The organism is Stenotrophomonas sp. SBJS02, from assembly GCF_020428325.2.
Lineage (GTDB): Bacteria > Pseudomonadota > Gammaproteobacteria > Xanthomonadales > Xanthomonadaceae > Stenotrophomonas > Stenotrophomonas africana.
In genome coordinates, this window is sequence record NZ_CP109812.1 from 1,412,615 (window position 1) to 1,430,734 (window position 18,120).

16 protein-coding genes and 1 pseudogene are annotated in these 18,120 nt (G+C 66.6%); 4 read left to right on the top strand and 13 right to left on the bottom strand.

Annotated elements, in window-relative coordinates; genetic code table 11:
• The first annotated feature begins 301 nt into the window (after positions 1 to 301).
• The 3 genes and pseudogenes from FQS62_RS06740 to FQS62_RS06750 all read left to right on the top strand — a co-directional run bounded on the left by FQS62_RS06740 (position 302) and on the right by FQS62_RS06750 (position 4,588).
• Positions 302 to 2,525, top strand: a pseudogene (locus FQS62_RS06740) (methyl-accepting chemotaxis protein).
• 166 nt (positions 2,526 to 2,691) lie between these two features.
• The gene (locus FQS62_RS06745) at positions 2,692 to 3,060 is read left to right on the top strand and encodes a glycine zipper 2TM domain-containing protein (protein ID WP_014646414.1); all 369 of its coding nucleotides are present in this window, start codon (positions 2,692 to 2,694) and stop codon (positions 3,058 to 3,060) included.
• Between the two features lie 151 nt (positions 3,061 to 3,211).
• Entirely contained in the window at positions 3,212 to 4,588 is a 1,377-nt protein-coding gene (locus FQS62_RS06750) for a hypothetical protein (protein WP_088481097.1), read from the top strand.
• A gap of 45 nt (positions 4,589 to 4,633) precedes the next feature.
• Here FQS62_RS06750 and FQS62_RS06755 read toward each other — a convergent pair whose 3' ends face one another.
• The 5 genes from FQS62_RS06755 to FQS62_RS06775 form a co-directional block, all read right to left on the bottom strand.
• Positions 4,634 to 5,761 carry an ABC transporter permease gene (locus FQS62_RS06755; RefSeq protein ID WP_154348706.1) on the bottom strand — a complete coding sequence of 376 codons (1,128 nt, stop codon included), beginning with the start codon at positions 5,759 to 5,761 and terminating at the stop codon, positions 4,634 to 4,636.
• Positions 5,758 to 6,945, bottom strand: a complete 1,188-nt coding sequence (locus FQS62_RS06760; RefSeq protein WP_208043051.1) for an ABC transporter permease — start codon at positions 6,943 to 6,945, stop codon at positions 5,758 to 5,760. The genes FQS62_RS06755 and FQS62_RS06760 overlap by 4 nt, the downstream gene beginning before the upstream one ends.
• Complete coding sequence (locus FQS62_RS06765) at positions 6,930 to 7,943, bottom strand: HlyD family secretion protein (protein ID WP_154348708.1); 1,014 nt, start codon at positions 7,941 to 7,943, stop codon at positions 6,930 to 6,932. The genes FQS62_RS06760 and FQS62_RS06765 overlap by 16 nt, the downstream gene beginning before the upstream one ends.
• A complete protein-coding gene (locus FQS62_RS06770) occupies positions 7,936 to 9,342 on the bottom strand; it encodes a TolC family protein (RefSeq protein WP_049426715.1) in 1,407 nt (468 codons plus the stop codon). Before FQS62_RS06770 ends, FQS62_RS06765 begins: the two co-directional genes overlap by 8 nt.
• 78 nt (positions 9,343 to 9,420) lie before the next feature.
• Positions 9,421 to 10,314, bottom strand: a complete 894-nt coding sequence (locus FQS62_RS06775; protein ID WP_154348709.1) for a LysR family transcriptional regulator ArgP — start codon at positions 10,312 to 10,314, stop codon at positions 9,421 to 9,423.
• Between the two features lie 107 nt (positions 10,315 to 10,421).
• Here FQS62_RS06775 and FQS62_RS06780 point away from each other — a divergent pair, with 107 nt between their 5' ends.
• Positions 10,422 to 11,036, top strand: a complete 615-nt coding sequence (locus FQS62_RS06780) for a LysE/ArgO family amino acid transporter (RefSeq protein WP_208043053.1) — start codon at positions 10,422 to 10,424, stop codon at positions 11,034 to 11,036.
• Here FQS62_RS06780 and map read toward each other — a convergent pair.
• The 8 genes from map to FQS62_RS06820 form a co-directional block, all read right to left on the bottom strand.
• The gene (map, locus tag FQS62_RS06785; RefSeq protein WP_208043052.1) at positions 11,033 to 11,815 is read right to left on the bottom strand and encodes a type I methionyl aminopeptidase; all 783 of its coding nucleotides are present in this window, start codon (positions 11,813 to 11,815) and stop codon (positions 11,033 to 11,035) included. The genes FQS62_RS06780 and map overlap by 4 nt on opposite strands.
• A gap of 7 nt (positions 11,816 to 11,822) precedes the next feature.
• Positions 11,823 to 12,035: a ParD-like family protein gene (locus tag FQS62_RS06790; protein ID WP_049433902.1), complete on the bottom strand. Its 213-nt coding sequence runs from the start codon at positions 12,033 to 12,035 to the stop codon at positions 11,823 to 11,825.
• 68 nt (positions 12,036 to 12,103) lie between these two features.
• Positions 12,104 to 12,463, bottom strand: coding sequence for a bleomycin resistance protein (locus tag FQS62_RS06795; protein ID WP_099588542.1), 360 nt, complete (start codon positions 12,461 to 12,463; stop codon positions 12,104 to 12,106).
• A gap of 114 nt (positions 12,464 to 12,577) precedes the next feature.
• Positions 12,578 to 13,462: an arginase family protein gene (locus FQS62_RS06800; protein ID WP_049446821.1), complete on the bottom strand. Its 885-nt coding sequence runs from the start codon at positions 13,460 to 13,462 to the stop codon at positions 12,578 to 12,580.
• Between the two features lie 3 nt (positions 13,463 to 13,465).
• Positions 13,466 to 14,530, bottom strand: coding sequence for a GNAT family N-acetyltransferase (locus tag FQS62_RS06805; protein ID WP_208043050.1), 1,065 nt, complete (start codon positions 14,528 to 14,530; stop codon positions 13,466 to 13,468).
• A gap of 28 nt (positions 14,531 to 14,558) precedes the next feature.
• Positions 14,559 to 15,959: an aspartate aminotransferase family protein gene (locus tag FQS62_RS06810; RefSeq protein ID WP_006425764.1), complete on the bottom strand. Its 1,401-nt coding sequence runs from the start codon at positions 15,957 to 15,959 to the stop codon at positions 14,559 to 14,561.
• A gap of 64 nt (positions 15,960 to 16,023) precedes the next feature.
• Positions 16,024 to 16,737: an MtnX-like HAD-IB family phosphatase gene (locus FQS62_RS06815; RefSeq protein ID WP_099588541.1), complete on the bottom strand. Its 714-nt coding sequence runs from the start codon at positions 16,735 to 16,737 to the stop codon at positions 16,024 to 16,026.
• Between the two features lie 167 nt (positions 16,738 to 16,904).
• Complete coding sequence (locus FQS62_RS06820; protein WP_208043049.1) at positions 16,905 to 18,113, bottom strand: DegT/DnrJ/EryC1/StrS family aminotransferase; 1,209 nt, start codon at positions 18,111 to 18,113, stop codon at positions 16,905 to 16,907.
• Between the last annotated feature and the right edge of the window lie 7 nt (positions 18,114 to 18,120).

Here is an 18,120-nt window from a genome sequence, read left to right on the forward strand (position 1 = left end):
AAAATGAATATGGAGATGCAGGGGCGTGGTATGAACTCCTGTAACCATCCTGGCTGACTCCAGTGGGGCGTATAGCCGCTGGATGTTGAAAGCCGTGGCTGCGTCGATACCCGTGATGGCGGCGCGGTATTGATCCGTGTCTGAGGGGGTGTCGATATTTTCGGGTATACCTTCTGGCCCGTTCGATTTCACGACCGCCTGCACAGTTTCGTTGTTTTGGATCGATGCAATAATATCGGCCCATAAAGTTTCCCTTGCCTGCGCCGCAACCGATCGTACGGCCATGATCAAGGGAATTGAGATGCTCGCCTTACGCAACCTCCGAGTGGGATCCCGGCTGGGTGCCGGGTTTGGTTTGCTGCTGCTGTTCATCGTGGCCATCATCGGCCTGGTGCTGTATGGAAATCACCTGAAGTCCGCCCAGTTCGAGAAAGTGGTGGACGTCAACATGGTCAAGATGCGGCTGTTGAACGACATGCTGGATACCAATAATGCGGTGTTGATGCACCGCAGGCTGATGGTGATCAAGCGTGGCGAGGATTTCGACAAGGATTATCAGAAGGCGCAGGAGCTGTCGCAGACCTACGATGGTATCTGGGCCAGATACATCAAGATTCCGCGTGACGCCACCGGCGATACCCTGGTTGCGAAAATCGATGCGGCACGCAAGGCCACCGACGCCTCCACCCGGCATCTGCACGAGCGCATGAAGGCGGGTGATTTCGACGGCGCGGCCAAGGAACTGCTTGCCGAGCATGGGCTGGCGACGGCGTGGAACGAGGCCATCTCGACGCTGCTGCGGCATCAGGAGACGCTGACCGAGCGCAGCCGCGAGGAATACCGTTCAACCGAATCCTGGACCGGCACCTTGTCGATCGTGTTCGGCGTGATGAGCCTGTTGCTCGGCGCGCTGGCCGCGTGGGCGATCACCCGCAGCCTGACCCGCCCACTGGAAGGCGCGGTGAAGCTGGCCGACGGTATCGCCAATGGGCGGCTGGACAACGTCATCGATGCCTCGGGCAACGATGAAGTGACCCAGTTGCTCAGGTCGATGCAGCGCATGCAGGCACAGCTGCAGGCGGTGATGGCGGCGCAGGGTGAGCTGGCGCGCCAGCACGATGCGGGTAGCCTCAGCTACCGCATGGACGAGAGCGCCTTCCCCGGCGACTACGGGCGCATGGTGCATGAGACCAATGCGCTGGTCGGATCGCACGTGCAGGTGCAGAACCGCTTGATCGAGGTGATGAAGCACTACGCACGCGGCGATCTGTCGGTGGACATGGACCCGCTGCCCGGCGAGAAGGCGGCGATCACCCAGGCGATGGACGAAACCAAGTCCAGCCTGTCGGCGATCAACAGCGAGATCCGCCGGTTGGCGACAGCGGCCGCGGCAGGCGACTTCAGCCTGCGTGGCGACGAAGGTCGCTTCGCCTACGATTTCCGCGACATGGTGGCAGGGCTCAACCGGCTGATGCAGACCACCGACGAGAACCTGGTGCAGGTCTCGACCCTGCTGCAGGCGATCTCGCGCGGTGACCTCACCGTACGCATGCAGGGGGACTTCCACGGCGTGTTCGCCCGCATGCGCGATGACTGCAATGCCACCGTCGATCAGCTCAAGCAGATTGTCGGCCGCATCCAGTCCAGCGCGTCCAGCATCAACCTGGCGGCAGGCGAGATTGCATCCGGCAACACTGACCTGTCGCGGCGCACCGAACAGCAGGCGGCAAACCTGGAAGAGACGGCTGCGTCGATGGAGGAGCTGACCTCCACTGTGAAACAGAATGCCGAGCACGCACGCCAGGCCAACCAGCTCGCCATCGGCGCGCACGGTGTCGCCTCGCAGGGCGGCGAAGTGGTCGGGCAGGTGGTCACCACGATGTCGGCCATCGAAGCCGCGTCGAAGAAGATCGCCGAGATCATCAGTGTCATCGACGGCATCGCCTTCCAGACCAACATCCTGGCGTTGAACGCGGCGGTGGAAGCCGCGCGTGCCGGCGAGCAGGGCAGGGGCTTTGCGGTGGTGGCCAGTGAGGTGCGCACGCTGGCACAGCGCTCGGCCGGTGCGGCCAAGGAGATCAAGGGCCTCATCGAGGATTCGGTCGGCAAGGTCGCCGATGGATCGGCCCTGGTCCGCCAGGCCGGCACCACGATGGGCGAGATCGTGGCCTCGGTGCAGCGCGTGACCGACATCATGGCCGACATCTCCGCTGCATCACAGGAGCAGAGCTCGGGCATCGAACAGGTCAACCAGGCGGTGGTGCAGATGGACGAGACCACCCAGCAGAATGCCGCTCTGGTCGAAGAAGCCAGTGCCGCAGCGCGCTCGATGGAGGAGCAGGCAAACCTGTTGGCCGAGGCCGTATCGGTGTTCCGCACGGGGGGCGGTGACCGCCGCCGCAGCGGTGCGCCCGGCGCTGGCAGCCGTGGCGGCATCGGTTGCGCCGGCACGCCGGTCGGCGGTGCTGTCGCCGCGGATGGAGCCGACGCTGGCCGCCAATGCGGGTGGTTGGGGAGAGTTCTAGCAGGGGGCAATGCCGGCAGGGAGACGGCGCCCATCGCGACGGCTGGTCGCGATGGGCGCGGATTTTCATCCTGAACGTGCGATGGCCGATGAAATGGCGGGCACGCGCATTTCACTTCGGGTTGCCAACCGCGGGAGGACACTTGCGCCATACAGGAACTCAGGAGATGGCCATGAAGACCTCGACCCGATTGCTTGTGCTGGGCACCCTGCTGGCGGCTTCGTCTGTGGCTGGCGCGCAGACCTACGGGCCGCGCGATGAGGGACGCAGGTTCAACGACGGCAGCCGCGTGGTCTGCAAGAACGTTGAAGTGCAGCGCAACTCACGCGATCCCAACCGCATTGCCGGTACGGCCACCGGCGCGGTGATCGGCGGCCTGCTGGGCAACCAGGTGGGCGGTGGCAATGGCAAGAAGCTGGCCACCGTGGCCGGTGCCGTAGCTGGCGGCGCGGCCGGCCGCCAGATCCAGGGCAACAGCCAGCAGAAGAACGGCGACCGCGTGGTCGAACGCCGCTGCGAACGCGTCTACCGCTGATCGGTTACAGCCAGACCTCATTTCCCCTTCCACACCGCAGTATGTATTTCCCGAACGCCGGCCCCGTGCCGGCGTTCGTCGTTGAGCGGCCCCGTATCGCGGAGCGCAGCCCGGTGTCTATACTGCGCCGACTTCAACGGATGAACGCCCAGTGAACGAATCACCCCTGGCTGAGTCGCGCGCGCCGGCTGTCGAGGTCGATCCAGCACCGGAAGCTGCAGCGCGCTTCGGCCGACTGCGTGAGCGTACCGACGAGCTCGAACTGTTCATCTCTGGCCTGCTGGCGTTCGCACTGTTGGCGGTACCAGGCTACCTGTTCGATGCGTGGGCACGCAGCAGCCTGCACACAGAAGGCATGTACTTCCAGGTGCTGTGGTTTGGTTTCAGCATCAGCGTGGGCATGTGTTACGTGCTGGCGGTAGCGCTGATCGCGCACCTGACCGTGCGCGGCTACTGGATAGGCCTGATCGGGCTGAAATCGCACTTCCCCAAGGGCATCGACTGGGAACGGCTGCCGCAGATGGGCCCGGTATCCCGCGCCTTCCTCAAGGCCCGCGACGGCGGCCTGGACGGCAGCATCGAACGCGCTGATCGTTTGGCCACCATGCTCTTTTCCACCACGCTGCTGGCGGTGCAGACGCTGGCCGGCACCCTGGTGATGGCCGTGCTGACGTTGTGCGTGGCGATGGCGATCAGTGCGCTTGCCGGCGGTTCCGACCGTGTGGCCATGATCGTGGTCGGTACCGTGCTGGCCAGCCTGCTTGTGCTCGCACTGGTTCCTGCACTGCTGGAGCGTGTCATTGCGCGCCGGCAGCGGCGCGACCAGGCCTATGACGGCCTGCAGCGGTGGCTGCAACGCTTCCTGGCGGGCCTGCAACGGATTCCCCTGCTGCGCCTGATGCAGACCATGCAGCTGACCCTGCAGAGCAACCTGCGCTCGCGTTCGTTCATGGCGGTCTATCTGCTGGCGGTGATGGTGGCCATGGTGCTGGGCGCGGTGCAGGTGCTGGGCTCGGTGAAGTTCTCGCTGTTCAACCGCTACCAGGTGATGACCGACGAGGCCGTCGAACACGGCATGTTGAGCGCGCACTACGAATCGATGCGTTCGGCGCACGATCAGCTGCTGCCGTATCCGATGATCCCTTCGGACACGATCAGTGGTTCACGCCTGCGTGTGTTCATTCCACACCGCCCCCAGCGCGACAACCCGCTGGCGCGCCAGCACTGCACTGCCTCGCCCGCCGCACGCGATGAAGCGACCGGCGCAAAGGCCGCCAGCGCAGCGGTGGAGTGCCTGTCGCGGTTGTGGCGGGTGCAGCTGGATGGCACGCCGGTTGACCTGCACGACTTCATGCCGATGGAGCGCCGCGATCTCGACATGCGTGGCCTGGTGGGCTATCTGCCCATGGCGACGCTGGCACCCGGACGCCATGACCTGAGCCTCGTCTGGAATGCCGAAGGGGGCGAACGCGGCCCGGAGCGACGCCGCGAGTACCGCATTCCGTTCTGGTACGCGCCCGACCCCTGAATAGGGGACGGAGGGGATCAAGTCGCAATCCCTCAACCTTGCCGTTTACGACTTAATCCCCTCCGTCCCCGTTGGGGCGAGGAGGCGCCAGGTGGCGAGGCTGCCGTAGAGCAGCAGCAGGACGGTGAGGGTGATCAGTTCGTGGCTGACTTCGGCCAGACTGGCATCCATCTGGTTCAGGCGGACCATCAGGTTGATGCCCGAAGTAGTGGGCAGCAGCTGCGCCAACCAGACCAGCGGCTGCGGCGTCATCACTGCCGGCCACGACAGGCTGGCCAGGAAGAAGAGCGGGATCGAGGTGGCGATGATGTACTGGAAGGCGCGTTCGCGGGTGCGGAAGAAACTGCCGACGAACAGGCCGAAGGCCACGGTGGCGGCGATGAACAAGCTGCCGCCCAGCAGCTGGCCGAATGGGTTGCCGCCGCGCGGGTAGTCCTGCACCCAGGCGGTGAAGCCGGCATACCAGAACAGGCCGAACAGGCCAATCAGGCCGAAGCCCATCGCCATGCCGGCCAGGGTCGGCAGGTCGAAGCGCAGGCGCCGGCCGAGTGCGAGACGACGTCCACCCAGCAGCACGCCGATGCCCATCAACAGCGTCTGGTGCACGATCAGTTCGGCTACGCCGGGCACGATGGCGCTGCCATAGCCTTCTTGCGTGTTGTACAGCGGGCGCTGCACAAGCGTGACCGGCGGTGCCTGCGGTGGACCCATGAAGGCGGCCTGGCCGACCACGGCATCACGCCCGAACGCACCCAGCGCATCAGCTACGCTGCCCAGCACCCAGCTGGCGCGGCCCAGGTAGGCACCGTTGCCAAGCAATACCAGCTTGGCCGGATGGCCGCGCAGGATGTCGCGCTCCAGGTTGGCCGGGATCACGACGATGCCTTCGGCATGGCCGGCTTCGAGCTGCCGGCGTGCGCTGTCGACGTCCGCCGGTTGCCCGACCACGCGCGCGACGCGCAGTGCGTCGAGCTTGCGCAGCAGCTCGCGGCTGGTCGCGCTGTGGTCTTCGTCTACCACCAGCACCGGCAGGTTGCCGGCTACCTGGTGCCGGTAGGCGGCTGGATAGAAGAACGAGTACAGGATCACCGCACCGACCATCACCACGATCGCGTAGCGGTCGCAGAGCACCGCCATCAGGGTCTGCCGCAGGCTGCGCCAGAGTGCGCTCATGCGTCGGCTCCCGCCGGTTGCGCGGCTTCGGGCGTGCGCGCGAAGGCGATCAGGCGCAGGCCGCCGATGCCACCGGCCACGACCGCCATCAACAACAGCGTGGCCAGTGGCCATACCGAGACCTGCAGCGGCGAACCGATGAACTGCTGCTGGGTCTGCAGCTTGATGTAGGCGCTGAGCGGCAGCAGCTGGTGCCAGACGCGGGTGAACAGAGGGCCGTCCAGTACCGGGAAGGTGGCGCCGGAGAACGCCAGTGCGGTGCCGATGCTGAGGCCGACCGCGGACAGTGCGGTACCCATGTCGCGGGTGACGCCGACGAAGAACAACGCGTAGGCGGCGGTGGCCAGATAGAACAGTGGCTGTGCGAGCAGCAGCAGGAGCACGCTGCCTGCCACGCCATCGCCGCGCAGCCAGGCCAGGTAGCCGATGCCGAGTGCGCCATACAGCGAGAACAGCAGGATGTACGGCGCGACCTTGCCGGCAATCGCCGACCATGGTGTGCGGCCCATCCATGCGGGCAGGGTCCCGTCGCGGATCTCGCGGCCGAGGCTGCCGGCCACCGCAAGTGCCAGCACCAGCGACAACACCGCCGGGAAGATCAGCGGTAGCAGGAACAATTCGTAGCTGCGTGCCGGGTTGTACAGGATGTCCGACTGCACCGCGATCGGCGCCGCACGCAGCTTGCCCGGGCCGACCTGCAGCCCGATGCGCTCGCGCAGCAGACGTGCGTTCCAGGCCGAAACCGCGTCGCCGATATCGCGCGCCGCAGATTGGCCGGTTGTCATGTAGGTGGCGTTGTAATAGGCGAACACGGTGCCCTGGCGGCCACGCAACGCCTGCCGGGTGACATCGCGCGGCACCAGCACTATGGCGAACACATCCAGGCGGCGCAGCTGCGAACGCGCGTTTTCCATGTCCACAGGCTGGCTGGCGACGCGCACGCCGGGACTGGCGTCGAGCATGCGCAGCAGCAGGCGGCTGTCACTGCTGTGGTCGAGGTCGACCACGGCGATCGGAATGTCGCGCATTACCGAGGGCGTGAACATCCACGCCATCACCGCCAGCATCAGCAGCGGCAGCACGGTGACCAGCAGCACATCGGCGCGGTTGCCGCGCAGCGACTGCAGTTCACGCCGCCAACTGGCGGCGAAGCCGCCGCGGCCGGGGCTCAGTGCTGGGGCCATGCGAACAGCACGCTCATGCCGGGGCGGAAGCCCTCGATGCGGCGTACCGGGCGCACCCGCACCTCGAAGCTGCGGACATCGTAGCCGGACGACTGGCGGGTGGTACGCCAGGTTGCATAGTCGCCGGCCGGGTTGATGAAGTAGACCTCGAATTCGCCGTCCAGGCCGAGCGCCGGCACGCTGCCCTGCAGCTTGCTGCCGACCTTCAGGCCCTGCATCTGCGATTCGCGCAGGTTCATCGCCACCCACATGCGATCGATGTCGACCAGGGTGAATACCGGGTAGCCGGCCGGCACCAGTTCGCCCGGGTCGGCCATGCGCTTGTTGATCTCGCCCGCCACCGGCGCGCGTCCTTCGACTTCGGCACGGGCGGCGTTGACTTCGGCCACCGCGCCCTGCGCCTGCTGCACCTGGCCCTGCGCGGCACGCTTGTCCTGCTCGCGTGCGCCGGCCAACGCCATGTCGTACTGCGCGCGTGCGGCACGGGCCAGTTCGCGCGAGCTGGTGGCCTGGGCCTGCGCTTCATCGCGCTTCTGCCGGGTCATCACCCCTTCGTTGAACAGGTTCTGCACGCGCTGGTAGGTGGCCTCGGCCAGCGTCGCACCGGCTTCGGCGCGCTTCCAGTTCGCTTCGGCGGCGCGGATGTCTTCGCTGCGCGCGCCTTCGTCGGCCTTGTCGGCCACTGCCTGTGCGGCGGCCAACGCGCCGTGCGCCTGCTGTTCCTTGGCGGCCACTTCGGGGCTGTCGAGCAGGAACAGCACCTGCCCGGCCTGCACGCGGTCGCCCTCGCGCACCTTCAGTTCGGCCACGCGCGCGGTGATCTTGGCGGCCACGTTGATGGTGTCCGCATCGGCCATGCCCTGGATCTGATCGGCCGGGCTGCGCCAGGCCAGCCACAGGCCGAGCACCACTGCGATCAGCAGGACCACCAGCAGGATCGGTCCCAGCCGTCGCTTGCCCGGGGGCGTCGTCGCATCGTCGTGCAGCACATCACTCATGGTCGATCACCTCGTCCGCACGGCGCCGGTATTCTTCAAAACGGTCCATCTGTCCACTGACCTCCAGCAACTGCGCCAACGCAATATCGTATTGGTAGGCGGCCTGCGCGCGCTCGACACGGGCGCCACCCAGACCGAGCCGCGCGTCGATCACATCCAGCGAAGTCGCTTGGCCTTCGCGGAACGCCAGCTCCTGCAGGCGCAGGTTTTCCTGTGCCTGGGCGATGCTGCTGTCGAGCAGCACGTACTGCTGGCGCGCAGTCTCCAGTTCATTCCAGGCCTTGCGCACGCCCAGTGCGACCTGGTTCTCGGCTTCGCGCAGGCCGGCTTCGGCCTGCTCCTGCTGCGCGCGCGCGGCGCTGATCTGCGCCGGCCGCGAGTTCGGCGACAGGAAGGTGTACTTCAGGCCGATGCCGAACGCCCAGTCCGGATCGGTCAGCATCTCGTCGCGGCGGCGGAAGTCGTATTGGCCGAAGGCGAAGATCTGCGGCTTCAGCTTGGCCTGCTGTACACGTACGCCTTGTTCGGCCTGCGCCACCATCGCTCGCAGGCGCGCGATCTGCGGCTGGCGCGCCTGCGCCGTGCGCTCGAAGCTGGTCACGGGTTCCAGCGGCACGCGCTGCACGAACAGCGGCGACACCGGCTGCACCTCGCCGCCACTGCGCAGCAGCGTGGCCAGCGCTGCCTTCAGCGTGGCCAGGTCGTTCACCGTCTTCTGGTACTCGCGCTCGGCCTTGTCACGGGCCACGGTGGCCTGCAGGCGCTGGGCACGGGTGGCGAAGCCCTCGCGTTCCAGCTTTTCTGCGTCTGACAGGTGGCGATTCAAGCCATCGCGCACATCACGGCGTACGTCCACCGCCTGCTCGGCAAGGCGCTGGCCGAAATAGGCCTGTGCCAGCTGCACGGTCAGCGATTGGCGCTGTGCCTCGCGCTCGGCACTGGCCTGTTCGTGGGCCGCGCTCGCGGCACGTTGAGCGGCCGGAATCACGCCGCCGGTGTACAGCGGCAGCACCGCGGTGACGACGGGACGGGTACGCCAGTCGCGCTCGGTGAACGACAGTGGTGAATCGATGCCGAAGGCTTCAGCCACGGGGGCCAGCGAGCCCAGTGGCAGGGTGAGGGTCTTCTGGAACTGCAGGCGGCGCACTTCACCGGTGATCTCCGGCAGGCGCAGCAGGCGGGTGGCGTCCTGCAGGTCCTGCTTGTTGCGTACCGCTGCATCAGCGGCTGCCAGTGCATCGGAGACCTGCTCCAGGCGTTGCCGCGCCTGTTCCCAGTCCAATGCAGGTGCGTCGTTGTTGTTCTGCGCGGACGCAGCAATTGGCAGGCAGGTCGCCAGCGCCAGCGCCAGCGCGGCATTCGCCCGGTGCATCCTTGTACGTCGGCCGATCACGCCCATGCCGTCCCAGTGATGAAGAAGTGCGCAAACGGTAGTGCGCGCGGCGTGAAGCCCGGGTCTGCGATCATCGGATTGTCCTCAACGAAGGATGCCGCTGGCCGCAGTGCGCAGCGCCTGGGTGATGTGCTGCAGCGTACTTGAGCGCACGGCGGCATGCTGCCAGTACAGCGGCACATCGAGCCAGCGGCGGGGTTCCAGTACCACCACGCGGCCGGCGCGCACGGCGGGCGCGACCAGGGTTTCCGGGGCCATGCCCCAGCCAAGTCCGCACGCGGCGGCTTCGACGAAACCGGTGGAGGAGGGCAGGTAGTGTAGCGGCGGCTGCAGGCGGGCGCGGGTCAGCCGTCGCACGAAGCGCCATTGCAGTTCATCTTTGCGGTTGAACACCAGCATCGGTGCGTGCGCCAGGGTTGCGGCCTGCATGCCATCGCTGAAGTACTGGCGGGCGAAGCCGGGCGAAGCAATTGCCTGGTAGCGCATGGCGCCCAGCGGGTGCACGTTGCAGCCCTTCACCGGTCGGCCTTCGGCCGTGACCGCACCCAGCACGCTGCCATCGCGCAGCAGTTGCAGGGTATGGTCCTGGTCGTCCATGCGCAGGTCGAACAGGTAGCCATGGCGCTGGTGGAGGTCGGCGACGGCCGGCACGAACCATGTATCGAGCGAGTCATCGTTGACCGCCAGAGGGATTGGCATGCGTCCGGTGTCGCTGCCGCGTTCGGGCAGCAGCTCGGCCAGGGCCTCGGCTTCCAGGGCCTGCATCGGTCGCACGCGGCGCAGCAGCGCCTCACCGGCGGCGGTAGGCCGGCACGGGGCCTGGCGCACCAGCAGCACTTGGCCGAGCCGGTCTTCCAGTGCCCTGATCCGTTGCGACAGTGCCGACGGGCTGATCGACAGGCGGCGTGCCGCAGCCTCGAAGCTTCCTTCTTCCAGCACGGCTGCGAATGCGGACAGTTGCGGATGTACCAGGTCCACGCCGGCGCCTCTTCAGTTTTTCTGTACAGGATAAAGAAAAACAAGATTGCCTGAAGGTGGCCATCGGCCGCACCCTGCGCATCCTCCTGCTGCCTGGCCCGTTCTTGATGTGGATCACCGCTTTCGCTGCCGGCCTGTTCGCAGGCGCCGGTCTCATCATCGCCATCGGTGCGCAGAACGCCTTCGTGCTGCGCCAGGGCCTTCAGCAGCGGCATGTGGGCAGGGTGGTGCTGGCCTGCGCCGGCGCGGATATCGCGTTGATCCTGGCCGGCGTGGGCGGCATGGGCGCACTGGTGCTGCAGTGGCCGCTGCTGCTGCAGGTGCTGCGCTTCGGTGGCGCGGCGTTCCTGCTCTGGTATGGCGTGCAGACCGGGCTGCGCGCGTGGCGCGGTGGCAGCGTACTGGCCGCCGCCGAGGCGCAGGCCGGCAGTGCGCGCCAGGTGCTGCTGACCTGCCTGGCCTTCACCCTGCTCAATCCGCACGTGTACCTGGATACCGTGGTGCTGCTGGGCAGCCTGTCCACGCGCTATCCGGGTGACCTGCGCTGGGCCTTCGGCGCCGGGGCGTGCCTGGCCAGCGTGGCCTGGTTCTGCGCGCTGGGCTATGGCGCGCGACTGTTGCAGCCGGTGTTCCGCAGGCCAGGTGCCTGGCGGGTGCTGGATGCCGCCGTGGCGGCCTTCATGTTCTGCCTGGCGACACTGTTGCTGGTGCGCCCGCTCTAGGCCGCGTCCACCGCGCACAGTGGCGCTTCGCCAGGGCGCAGGGTCAGCACGCGCACGCCGTTGCGGGTTACCACCACCGTGTGCTCGAACTGCGCCGACAGCTTGCCGTCGCGGGTGTAGACCGGCCACTCGTCCGCCTGCTGGCGGATCGCCGGCTTGCCCTGGTTGAGCATCGGCTCGATGGTGAACACCATGCCTTCTTCCAGCACCATGCCGGTATTGGGATGGCCGTAGTGCAGGATCTGCGGTTCCTCGTGCATTTCCTGGCCAATGCCATGGCCGCAGTACTCCTTCACCACGCTGTAGCCGTGGCTGCGCGCGTGGCGGGCGATGGCGTGGCCGATGTCGCCCAGCCGCGCGCCGGGGCGCACCGCGGCGATGCCTTCCCACATCGCCTGGTAGGTGGTCTGTACCAGCCGGCGTGCGGCGTAGTCGACCTCGCCGACCAGGTAGGTGGTACTGGAATCAGCGATGTAGCCGTTTTTTTCAAGGGTGATGTCGAGGTTGACGATCTGGCCGTTGCGCAGCACGTCGGTGGTGCTGGGCACGCCGTGGCAGATGACGTTGTCGATCGAGGTGTTGAGCACGTACGGGAAGCCGTACTGCCCTTTGCTGGCCGGCCGCGCCTGCAGCTCATCGATGATCATGCGCTCGACGAACTCATTGATCTCCATGGTGCTGCGGCCCTGCAGCGGCAGCTGGTCGAGCGCGGCGAACACCTGCGCCAGCAGGCGTCCGGATTCGGCCATCAGCGCGATTTCGTGCGGCTGCTTGATCATCGCCATGTCAGGCCCGCCCGGGGGCCAGCGCTTGCGGCTGTACGCCGGCCGCCCGCAGTTCGCTGGCGACGATGTCCTGGAAGCTCAGCGTGGGGTTCAGCTCGCAGAGCATGCCGACCCGGATCCAGAAGTTGGCCTGGGCGTTGATCGAGCGGCTGGAGACGGTGCAGGCACGGCGCAGCTGGTCGTGCAGGGTGTCATCGATGTTGACGATGCCCATGGGCGGTCCTGGAGGAGTGGATATACGAATCATATATGCTTCGTATATTCGCCTCAAGTCCGTATCGTTCAGTCCACGTGGGTGGCAAAGCGCAGCCGGTTGCCGTCGGGGTCATGCAGCAGCATCTCGCGGCTGCCCCATTCGGTGTCATGCGGGGGCTGCTCGATCGGCACGCTGGCGGCACTGAAGGCGCGGTGCAGGGCGTCGACATCCTCGACGATGAAGTACACCGCGCCGCCGACCTCGCAGTCGCCGCTGTGTTCGGTGAGGAAGATCGTCTGGCCGTCGCGGGTGAGCTGGGCGAACAGCGGAAAACCGGGTTCGAAGCGGTGTTCCCAGTCGACCACGAAACCCAGCCCCTGCACGTAGAACGGCAGGGTGGTATCGGCGTGGCGCATGCGCAGCTGCGGGATGACGGTCTGGGGCATGGCGAGGGCTCCGGGGTGGGAGTCCAGTGTAGTGCCGGCCGCTGGCCGGCATTGGTCTGGTAGATGCCAACCTTGGTTGGCATTGCCGGCCAGCGGCCGGCATTACCGACGCGCTCAGCAGGCCGTCGGCACGGCGGCCATCGCCGCCAGCAGTTCGCGGTTTACCTGCTGGTGCCGCGCCTGCCAGACGGGAAGGTCCTCGGCGCTGATGTCGGGCTGGCCATCCAGTGACGACAGCCAGCGCTTGAAGCGGCTCTGGTAGTTGGCCAGCGACACTTCGCCGGTGATGTCACTCCCGACCAGGCCGCCGGCGCGCAGTGCTTCGATCACCACCAGTGCGTGTTCCAGCTGCAAGCGGCCCTGGTCCCAGTTGCTGCGGGCGACGTCCTCGGCGAACACATCCTTGTCGATCGACAGGTAGGCCGGCTGCGGCGATTTGGCCTGCTCGGCGGCGAACGCGGCGACCAGTCCCTCCGGATGTTCGAAGCGTCGGAATGCACGGCCCATGCCGAGGCGGTGGCCCCAGCCCACGTCCACATCCATGCACCAGTAGGTCAGCCGCCCGCCCATCAGCGGGCGCCAGTGGTTTTCCCAGGCGTGGCCCAGGCCGATGTCACTCGAGGTGATGCCCAGCACGTGGATGTGCGAGATCTGCGGCAGCTTGCTGGCGGCATTCACCCACGACCCGCAGTGCATGCCGAACGGAAAACGCATGTTGTCCGGATGGTTGTCCAGCACCACCAGCTGGAAGGGCTGCTGCGGGCGCATGCGCTGCAGCAACGGCAGGCTGAGGTGGTGGAAGTCGCCACTGCCGAGCATGACCGTGCCGAGCTGCGCGGGCAGCGGCGCCAGCACTTCAGTGGCGAAACGGTCCAGGGTGGCATTGCTGCAGGCAAAGCGCAGTGGATCGTGCCACTGCGGCAGGGCCAGGGTCTGCGCCTGTGGCAGCGGCAATACGCCACCGTCCAGGTCCAGGATCAGCGGGGAACGCAACGGCATCGTTCAACCGCCTCCATCCGGTTCGCCCTGCAGATGCGGCGCCAGCTTGCGCAGGGCAGCGCGCAACAGCGGGGAGCGGGCGTGGATCGCGTGCCGGGTGGAGGTGAAGCGGGCGCCCAGCTCGGCCTTGATCCGCGAATCGGTCCAGCCGGCCACGTAGTGGCTCAGGCCGTGCTGCAGCGCGTACTCGAGGTTGTGCATCCAGCTGACCGCGTACAGGTTGTGCTCGCGCGACTGCGGATAAGCCAGGCCAATGTACTTGTCCACCAGCTTGCCGGCATGCACGTAGCACAGGTTCCAGCCGATCAGCTGGCCCTGGTGGCGGTACAGGAACATCCGTCCCTGGCCCTGGCCGTCGGCCAGCAGGTACTGGAAATAGGGCAGGTCGAGCTGGTCGAAATGCACCGCGCTCTGCGCATACACGCCCAGGTACAGTGTGTACAGTTCGGCCTGCAGCTGCGGGTCGGCCAGGGCCGGATCACCGGTGGCGATGCAGTCGATCTGCAGGTCATCACGCGAACGGAGCTTGCGCCGGATGTTCTTGCGGCGCAAGGACGACAGGCGGCCGAGATAGCCATCGAGCGAATCGAAATCGATCGCCACCCAGGCCAGCGGCATGCCTTCCAGTTCGACGAAGCCGCGCGCCAGCAATGCCTGCAGGAAGGCGCCGCTGTGTGCGTTGGCGGCATCGTCCAGCAGCGGTGAATCGATGGCCAGGTCCTTGACCACCAGCAGGCGCGTATCGCCGATCGCGTGGCGCGCCACGTCCTCGGCCAGCACCTCCGGCGCCACGTGCGTCGGCAACGGGGTGTACTCGGTGCTGGTGGCACCGACGAAGCGCGTCTTCCAGGTGATCCATGGCCGCCACAGGCGCGACAGCGGCAGGCCGAGCAGCCTGCCGCGCAGTTCGTCGTCCATCGTGGTGGTCAGGTCCAGCGGCGCACGGAAGGTCGGCAGGCCGCTGGGAAGGCGGCCTGCCTCGAATCCGAGCGGCGGGTGGGCCAGGAAGCCCTCCAGCAGCGCAGCCGGTTCCAGCGCGGTGCTGGATGCGCGTGACGTCATCTCCATCGGCACGGGAACCGGCAGCGCATCGACGTCAGCCCTTGGCCTTGGTCAGCGCCTGATCGAGCAGAGTGATCGCCAGGTCGATCTCTTCGTAGCTGATGTCCAGCGACGGCGCGAAGGTGATCACGTTCTTGTACCAGCCACCCACGTCGAGCACGAGGCCCATGCGCTTGCCGTCATGCAGAAGGTCACCGGCCAGGCCGATGTCGACCATGCGATCCAGCAGTTCCTTGTTCGGGGTGTAGCCGTCGGTCTGGCAGATCTCGGCGCGCAGGGCCAAGCCCAGGCCGTCGACGTCGCCGATTTCCGGGTGGCGCTTCTGCAGGCCACGCAGGCCGTCGAGGAAGTACGCGCCCTTTTCCGGCACGGTGCGCTCGTAGTCCATTTCCTTGCCCAGCTTCAGCACTTCCAGGCCCAGGCGGGTGCCCAGCGGGTTGGAGTTGAAGGTGGAGTGGGTGGAGCCCGGCGGGAACACGGTCGGGTTGATCAGCTCTTCGCGCGCCCACAGGCCCGACAGCGGGTTCAGGCCGTTGGTCAGCGCCTTGCCGAACACCAGCACGTCCGGGGTCACGCCGAAGTGCTCGATCGACCACAGCTTGCCGGTGCGCCAGAAGCCCATCTGGATTTCATCGACCACCATCAGGATGCCGTACTTGTCCAGCACGCGCTTGAGGCCGGTGAAGAAGTTGCGCGGCGGAATGACGTAGCCGCCGGTGCCCTGGATCGGCTCGACGTAGAACGCGGCGTATTCGGCCTGCCCGACCTTGGGATCCCACACGCCGTTGTACTCGCTTTCGAACAGGCGCTCGAACTGCCACACGCAGTGGTCGGAATACTCGTCCGGGGTCATGCCCTTCGGGCGACGGAAGGGGTACGGGAACGGGATGAACATCGCGCGCTCGCCGAAGTGGCCGTAGCGGCGGCGGTAGCGGTAGCTGGAGGTGATCGACGACGCGCCCAGGGTGCGGCCGTGGTAGCCGCCCTCGAAGGCGAACATCAGGCTCTTGCCGCCACGCGCGTTGCGCACGATCTTCAGCGAGTCTTCAATGGCCTGCGCGCCGCCGACATTGAAATGCACGCGGCCGTCGAGGCCGAACTTCTCGTGCATGTCCACGGCAATGGTCTTGGCCAGCTGCACGCGGGTCGGGTGCAGGTACTGGCTGGCGACCTGCGGCAGGGTGTCGATCTGGTCCTTCAGCGCGTCGTTCAGGCGCTTGTTGCTGTAACCGAAGTTGCAGGCCGAGTACCACATCTGCAGATCGAGGTAGGGCACGCCCGCACCGTCGAACATGTAGCTGCCTTCGCCGCGCTGGAAGATCTTCGGCGGGTCGACGTAATGGACGGTATCGCCGAAGGAGCTGTAGCGGGCTTCGTCGGCCAGCAGCTGCGCATCGGAGGCAGCGGCGTCGGCGTTCTTGTCAAAAATGTTCATGCAGTTCGGTTCCGTGAAGGACGTTCGAAAGGGGGCAACGGGGAGCGGGTCTGGAAGGGAGTGCTCAGGCGGTGGCCAGCAGGGGCAGTACGATGGGCTGCGGGCTGGCGTCGAAATGACGTGGCTGCAGCAGGCTGCCATCGAGCAGGCGCGGCAGCAGCGCGACTGCATCGTGGAAGGTGTCGATGGCGGCGTGTTCGATGCCGGCCTTCGTGCAATGGGTGATCAGGCGGCGCTTGGCGAACACGAAGTCGGCATCTTCGGAGACGCAGAAGTCCGAGCTGCCATCGCCGATCATCAGCACGCGCGGTGCTTCGTTGGCGCGCGCCTGCGCAGCGCAGGTGCACTTGCAGGTGCCACTGCGGCAACCTTCGGCCTGGTAGGGCGATTCCAGTTCCCAGTGGTCCCCGCACCAGCGCAGGTGGTTGGCCACCACCGGCAGTCGCGACAGACCGTGGTTGGCGAGGATGCGGTGGATCGCATAGTCCAGGCCATCACTGACGATGCGCAGCGGCACGCCCAGTTGTTCGGCGCGGCTGACAAAGGCGGCGAAGCCCGGATCGATCTGTACCTGATCCAGGTGGGCGTCGAGCGTGGCCGGGTCCAGCTTCAGCAGCCTGACCTGGCCCTGCATGCATTCACGCGAGCCGATCTTTCCCGACTTCCACTGCTCTTCCAGTTCCTGCCAGCCCGGCTGGCCGTACTTCTCCAGCAGCGAGTCGATGACATCTTCGAGGCTGATGGTGCCGTCGAAGTCACACAGGATGCTCCAGCGCATGGGCAGGTCCGTCGATGAAAGAAACGTCCGGCGCGATGCCGGGGCAGGCTCAATGTAGGCAGGCAGCCTTTCTCGTTCCTTTCCTGTTGAAAGCCTTCATTTCCGGGCGGGGAAAGCGTTCAGGAATGATCTTTGTGAATGGGCCGATTGCCCGGGAATACCCGCTTTCAGAGCTGCGCGTCAGCCAATGCCTGCAGAATTTCTGCGGTCTCTTCACGGGTCTGCCAGGCGCTGTTGCCAAGGGTCAGCATGCGTGCGGCGAAGTCGCGCGCGTTGGGCACGTCGGCCTGCGGCACGATGCCTCGCAGATAGGCGTAGTCGGGCAGGGTATGGATGAACATGCGGCTGGCGCCGAGACCGCGTGGCCACAGGTTCTTCAGCGCAGCATCGCGCGCGCGCTGGCTGGGCAGCAGCAGCATCAGCATCGGCCAGGTGCCGCCGGTACCGGCCAGCCCATCGACCACGTCCACCGCCGGCAGCTGTGCCAGCTGCACACGCAGCTGCAATGCACGCAGGCGTCCGGCCTGCAGGAAGGCAGGCAGCCGCCGCGCGGCATGTGCGCCGATGTTCTGCCGCCACTGGCTGACCCGGTGCTGCGGGATGTCCAGCGGGAAAATGTCACCGACCGCTTCTTCCAGATCGCCGCGTTGCAGTGCACTGCGCAGTGGATTTCCGTACACCAGCGACAGCAGCGAGGGTCGATAGCAGGCTGCGAGCCCGAGCAGCTGCACACTGCGAAGCAGCTCCCAGCGCAGGCTGAAACGCACCTGTTCGGCGGCATGTTCGGCCAGCGCGGCGCGCAGTTCGTCGTCGCGGCTGACCAGCAGGCCGCCTTCGTGAAGGCTCAGCCCCTTGCCGGCGGCCAGGCTGAAGAAACCGATGTCGCCGCGCAGGCCGACACTGGTGTTGCCAATCCGTGCACCGAGTGCCTGTGCGGCATCTTCGATCACCCAGGCACCGGCGCCGCTTGCGACCTCGCAGGCCAGCTCGACGTCGGCGATGCGACCGCCCAGATGGGTGGGCAGGATCGCCAGCGTGCGCGCATCGGCCAGACGCCTGAGCTGGCCGGGGGCGAAGTCGAAATGGTCGCGCCGGGTATCGCACAGCTGCACCCGCAGACCCAGGCTGTGCACCGCGATCGGCACCAGCGGGCACGTATAGGCCGGCATGATTACGGTGTCGCGCTTTGGTGCACGCTTGCGCAGCGTACGCAGCGCGATCAGCAGTGCATGGGTACCGGAGCAGGTCAGCTGCAGAGGGGGTGTGCCGAGCTGGCTGGCCAGGATTTCGCGCAGGTTGCCGCCACCGGGAAGGAAATCGCTGGCCTGCATCGGCAGGCCCGCCGTCGGTGGGAGCTCGCGCGCGAACAGGCTCATCGTGGTG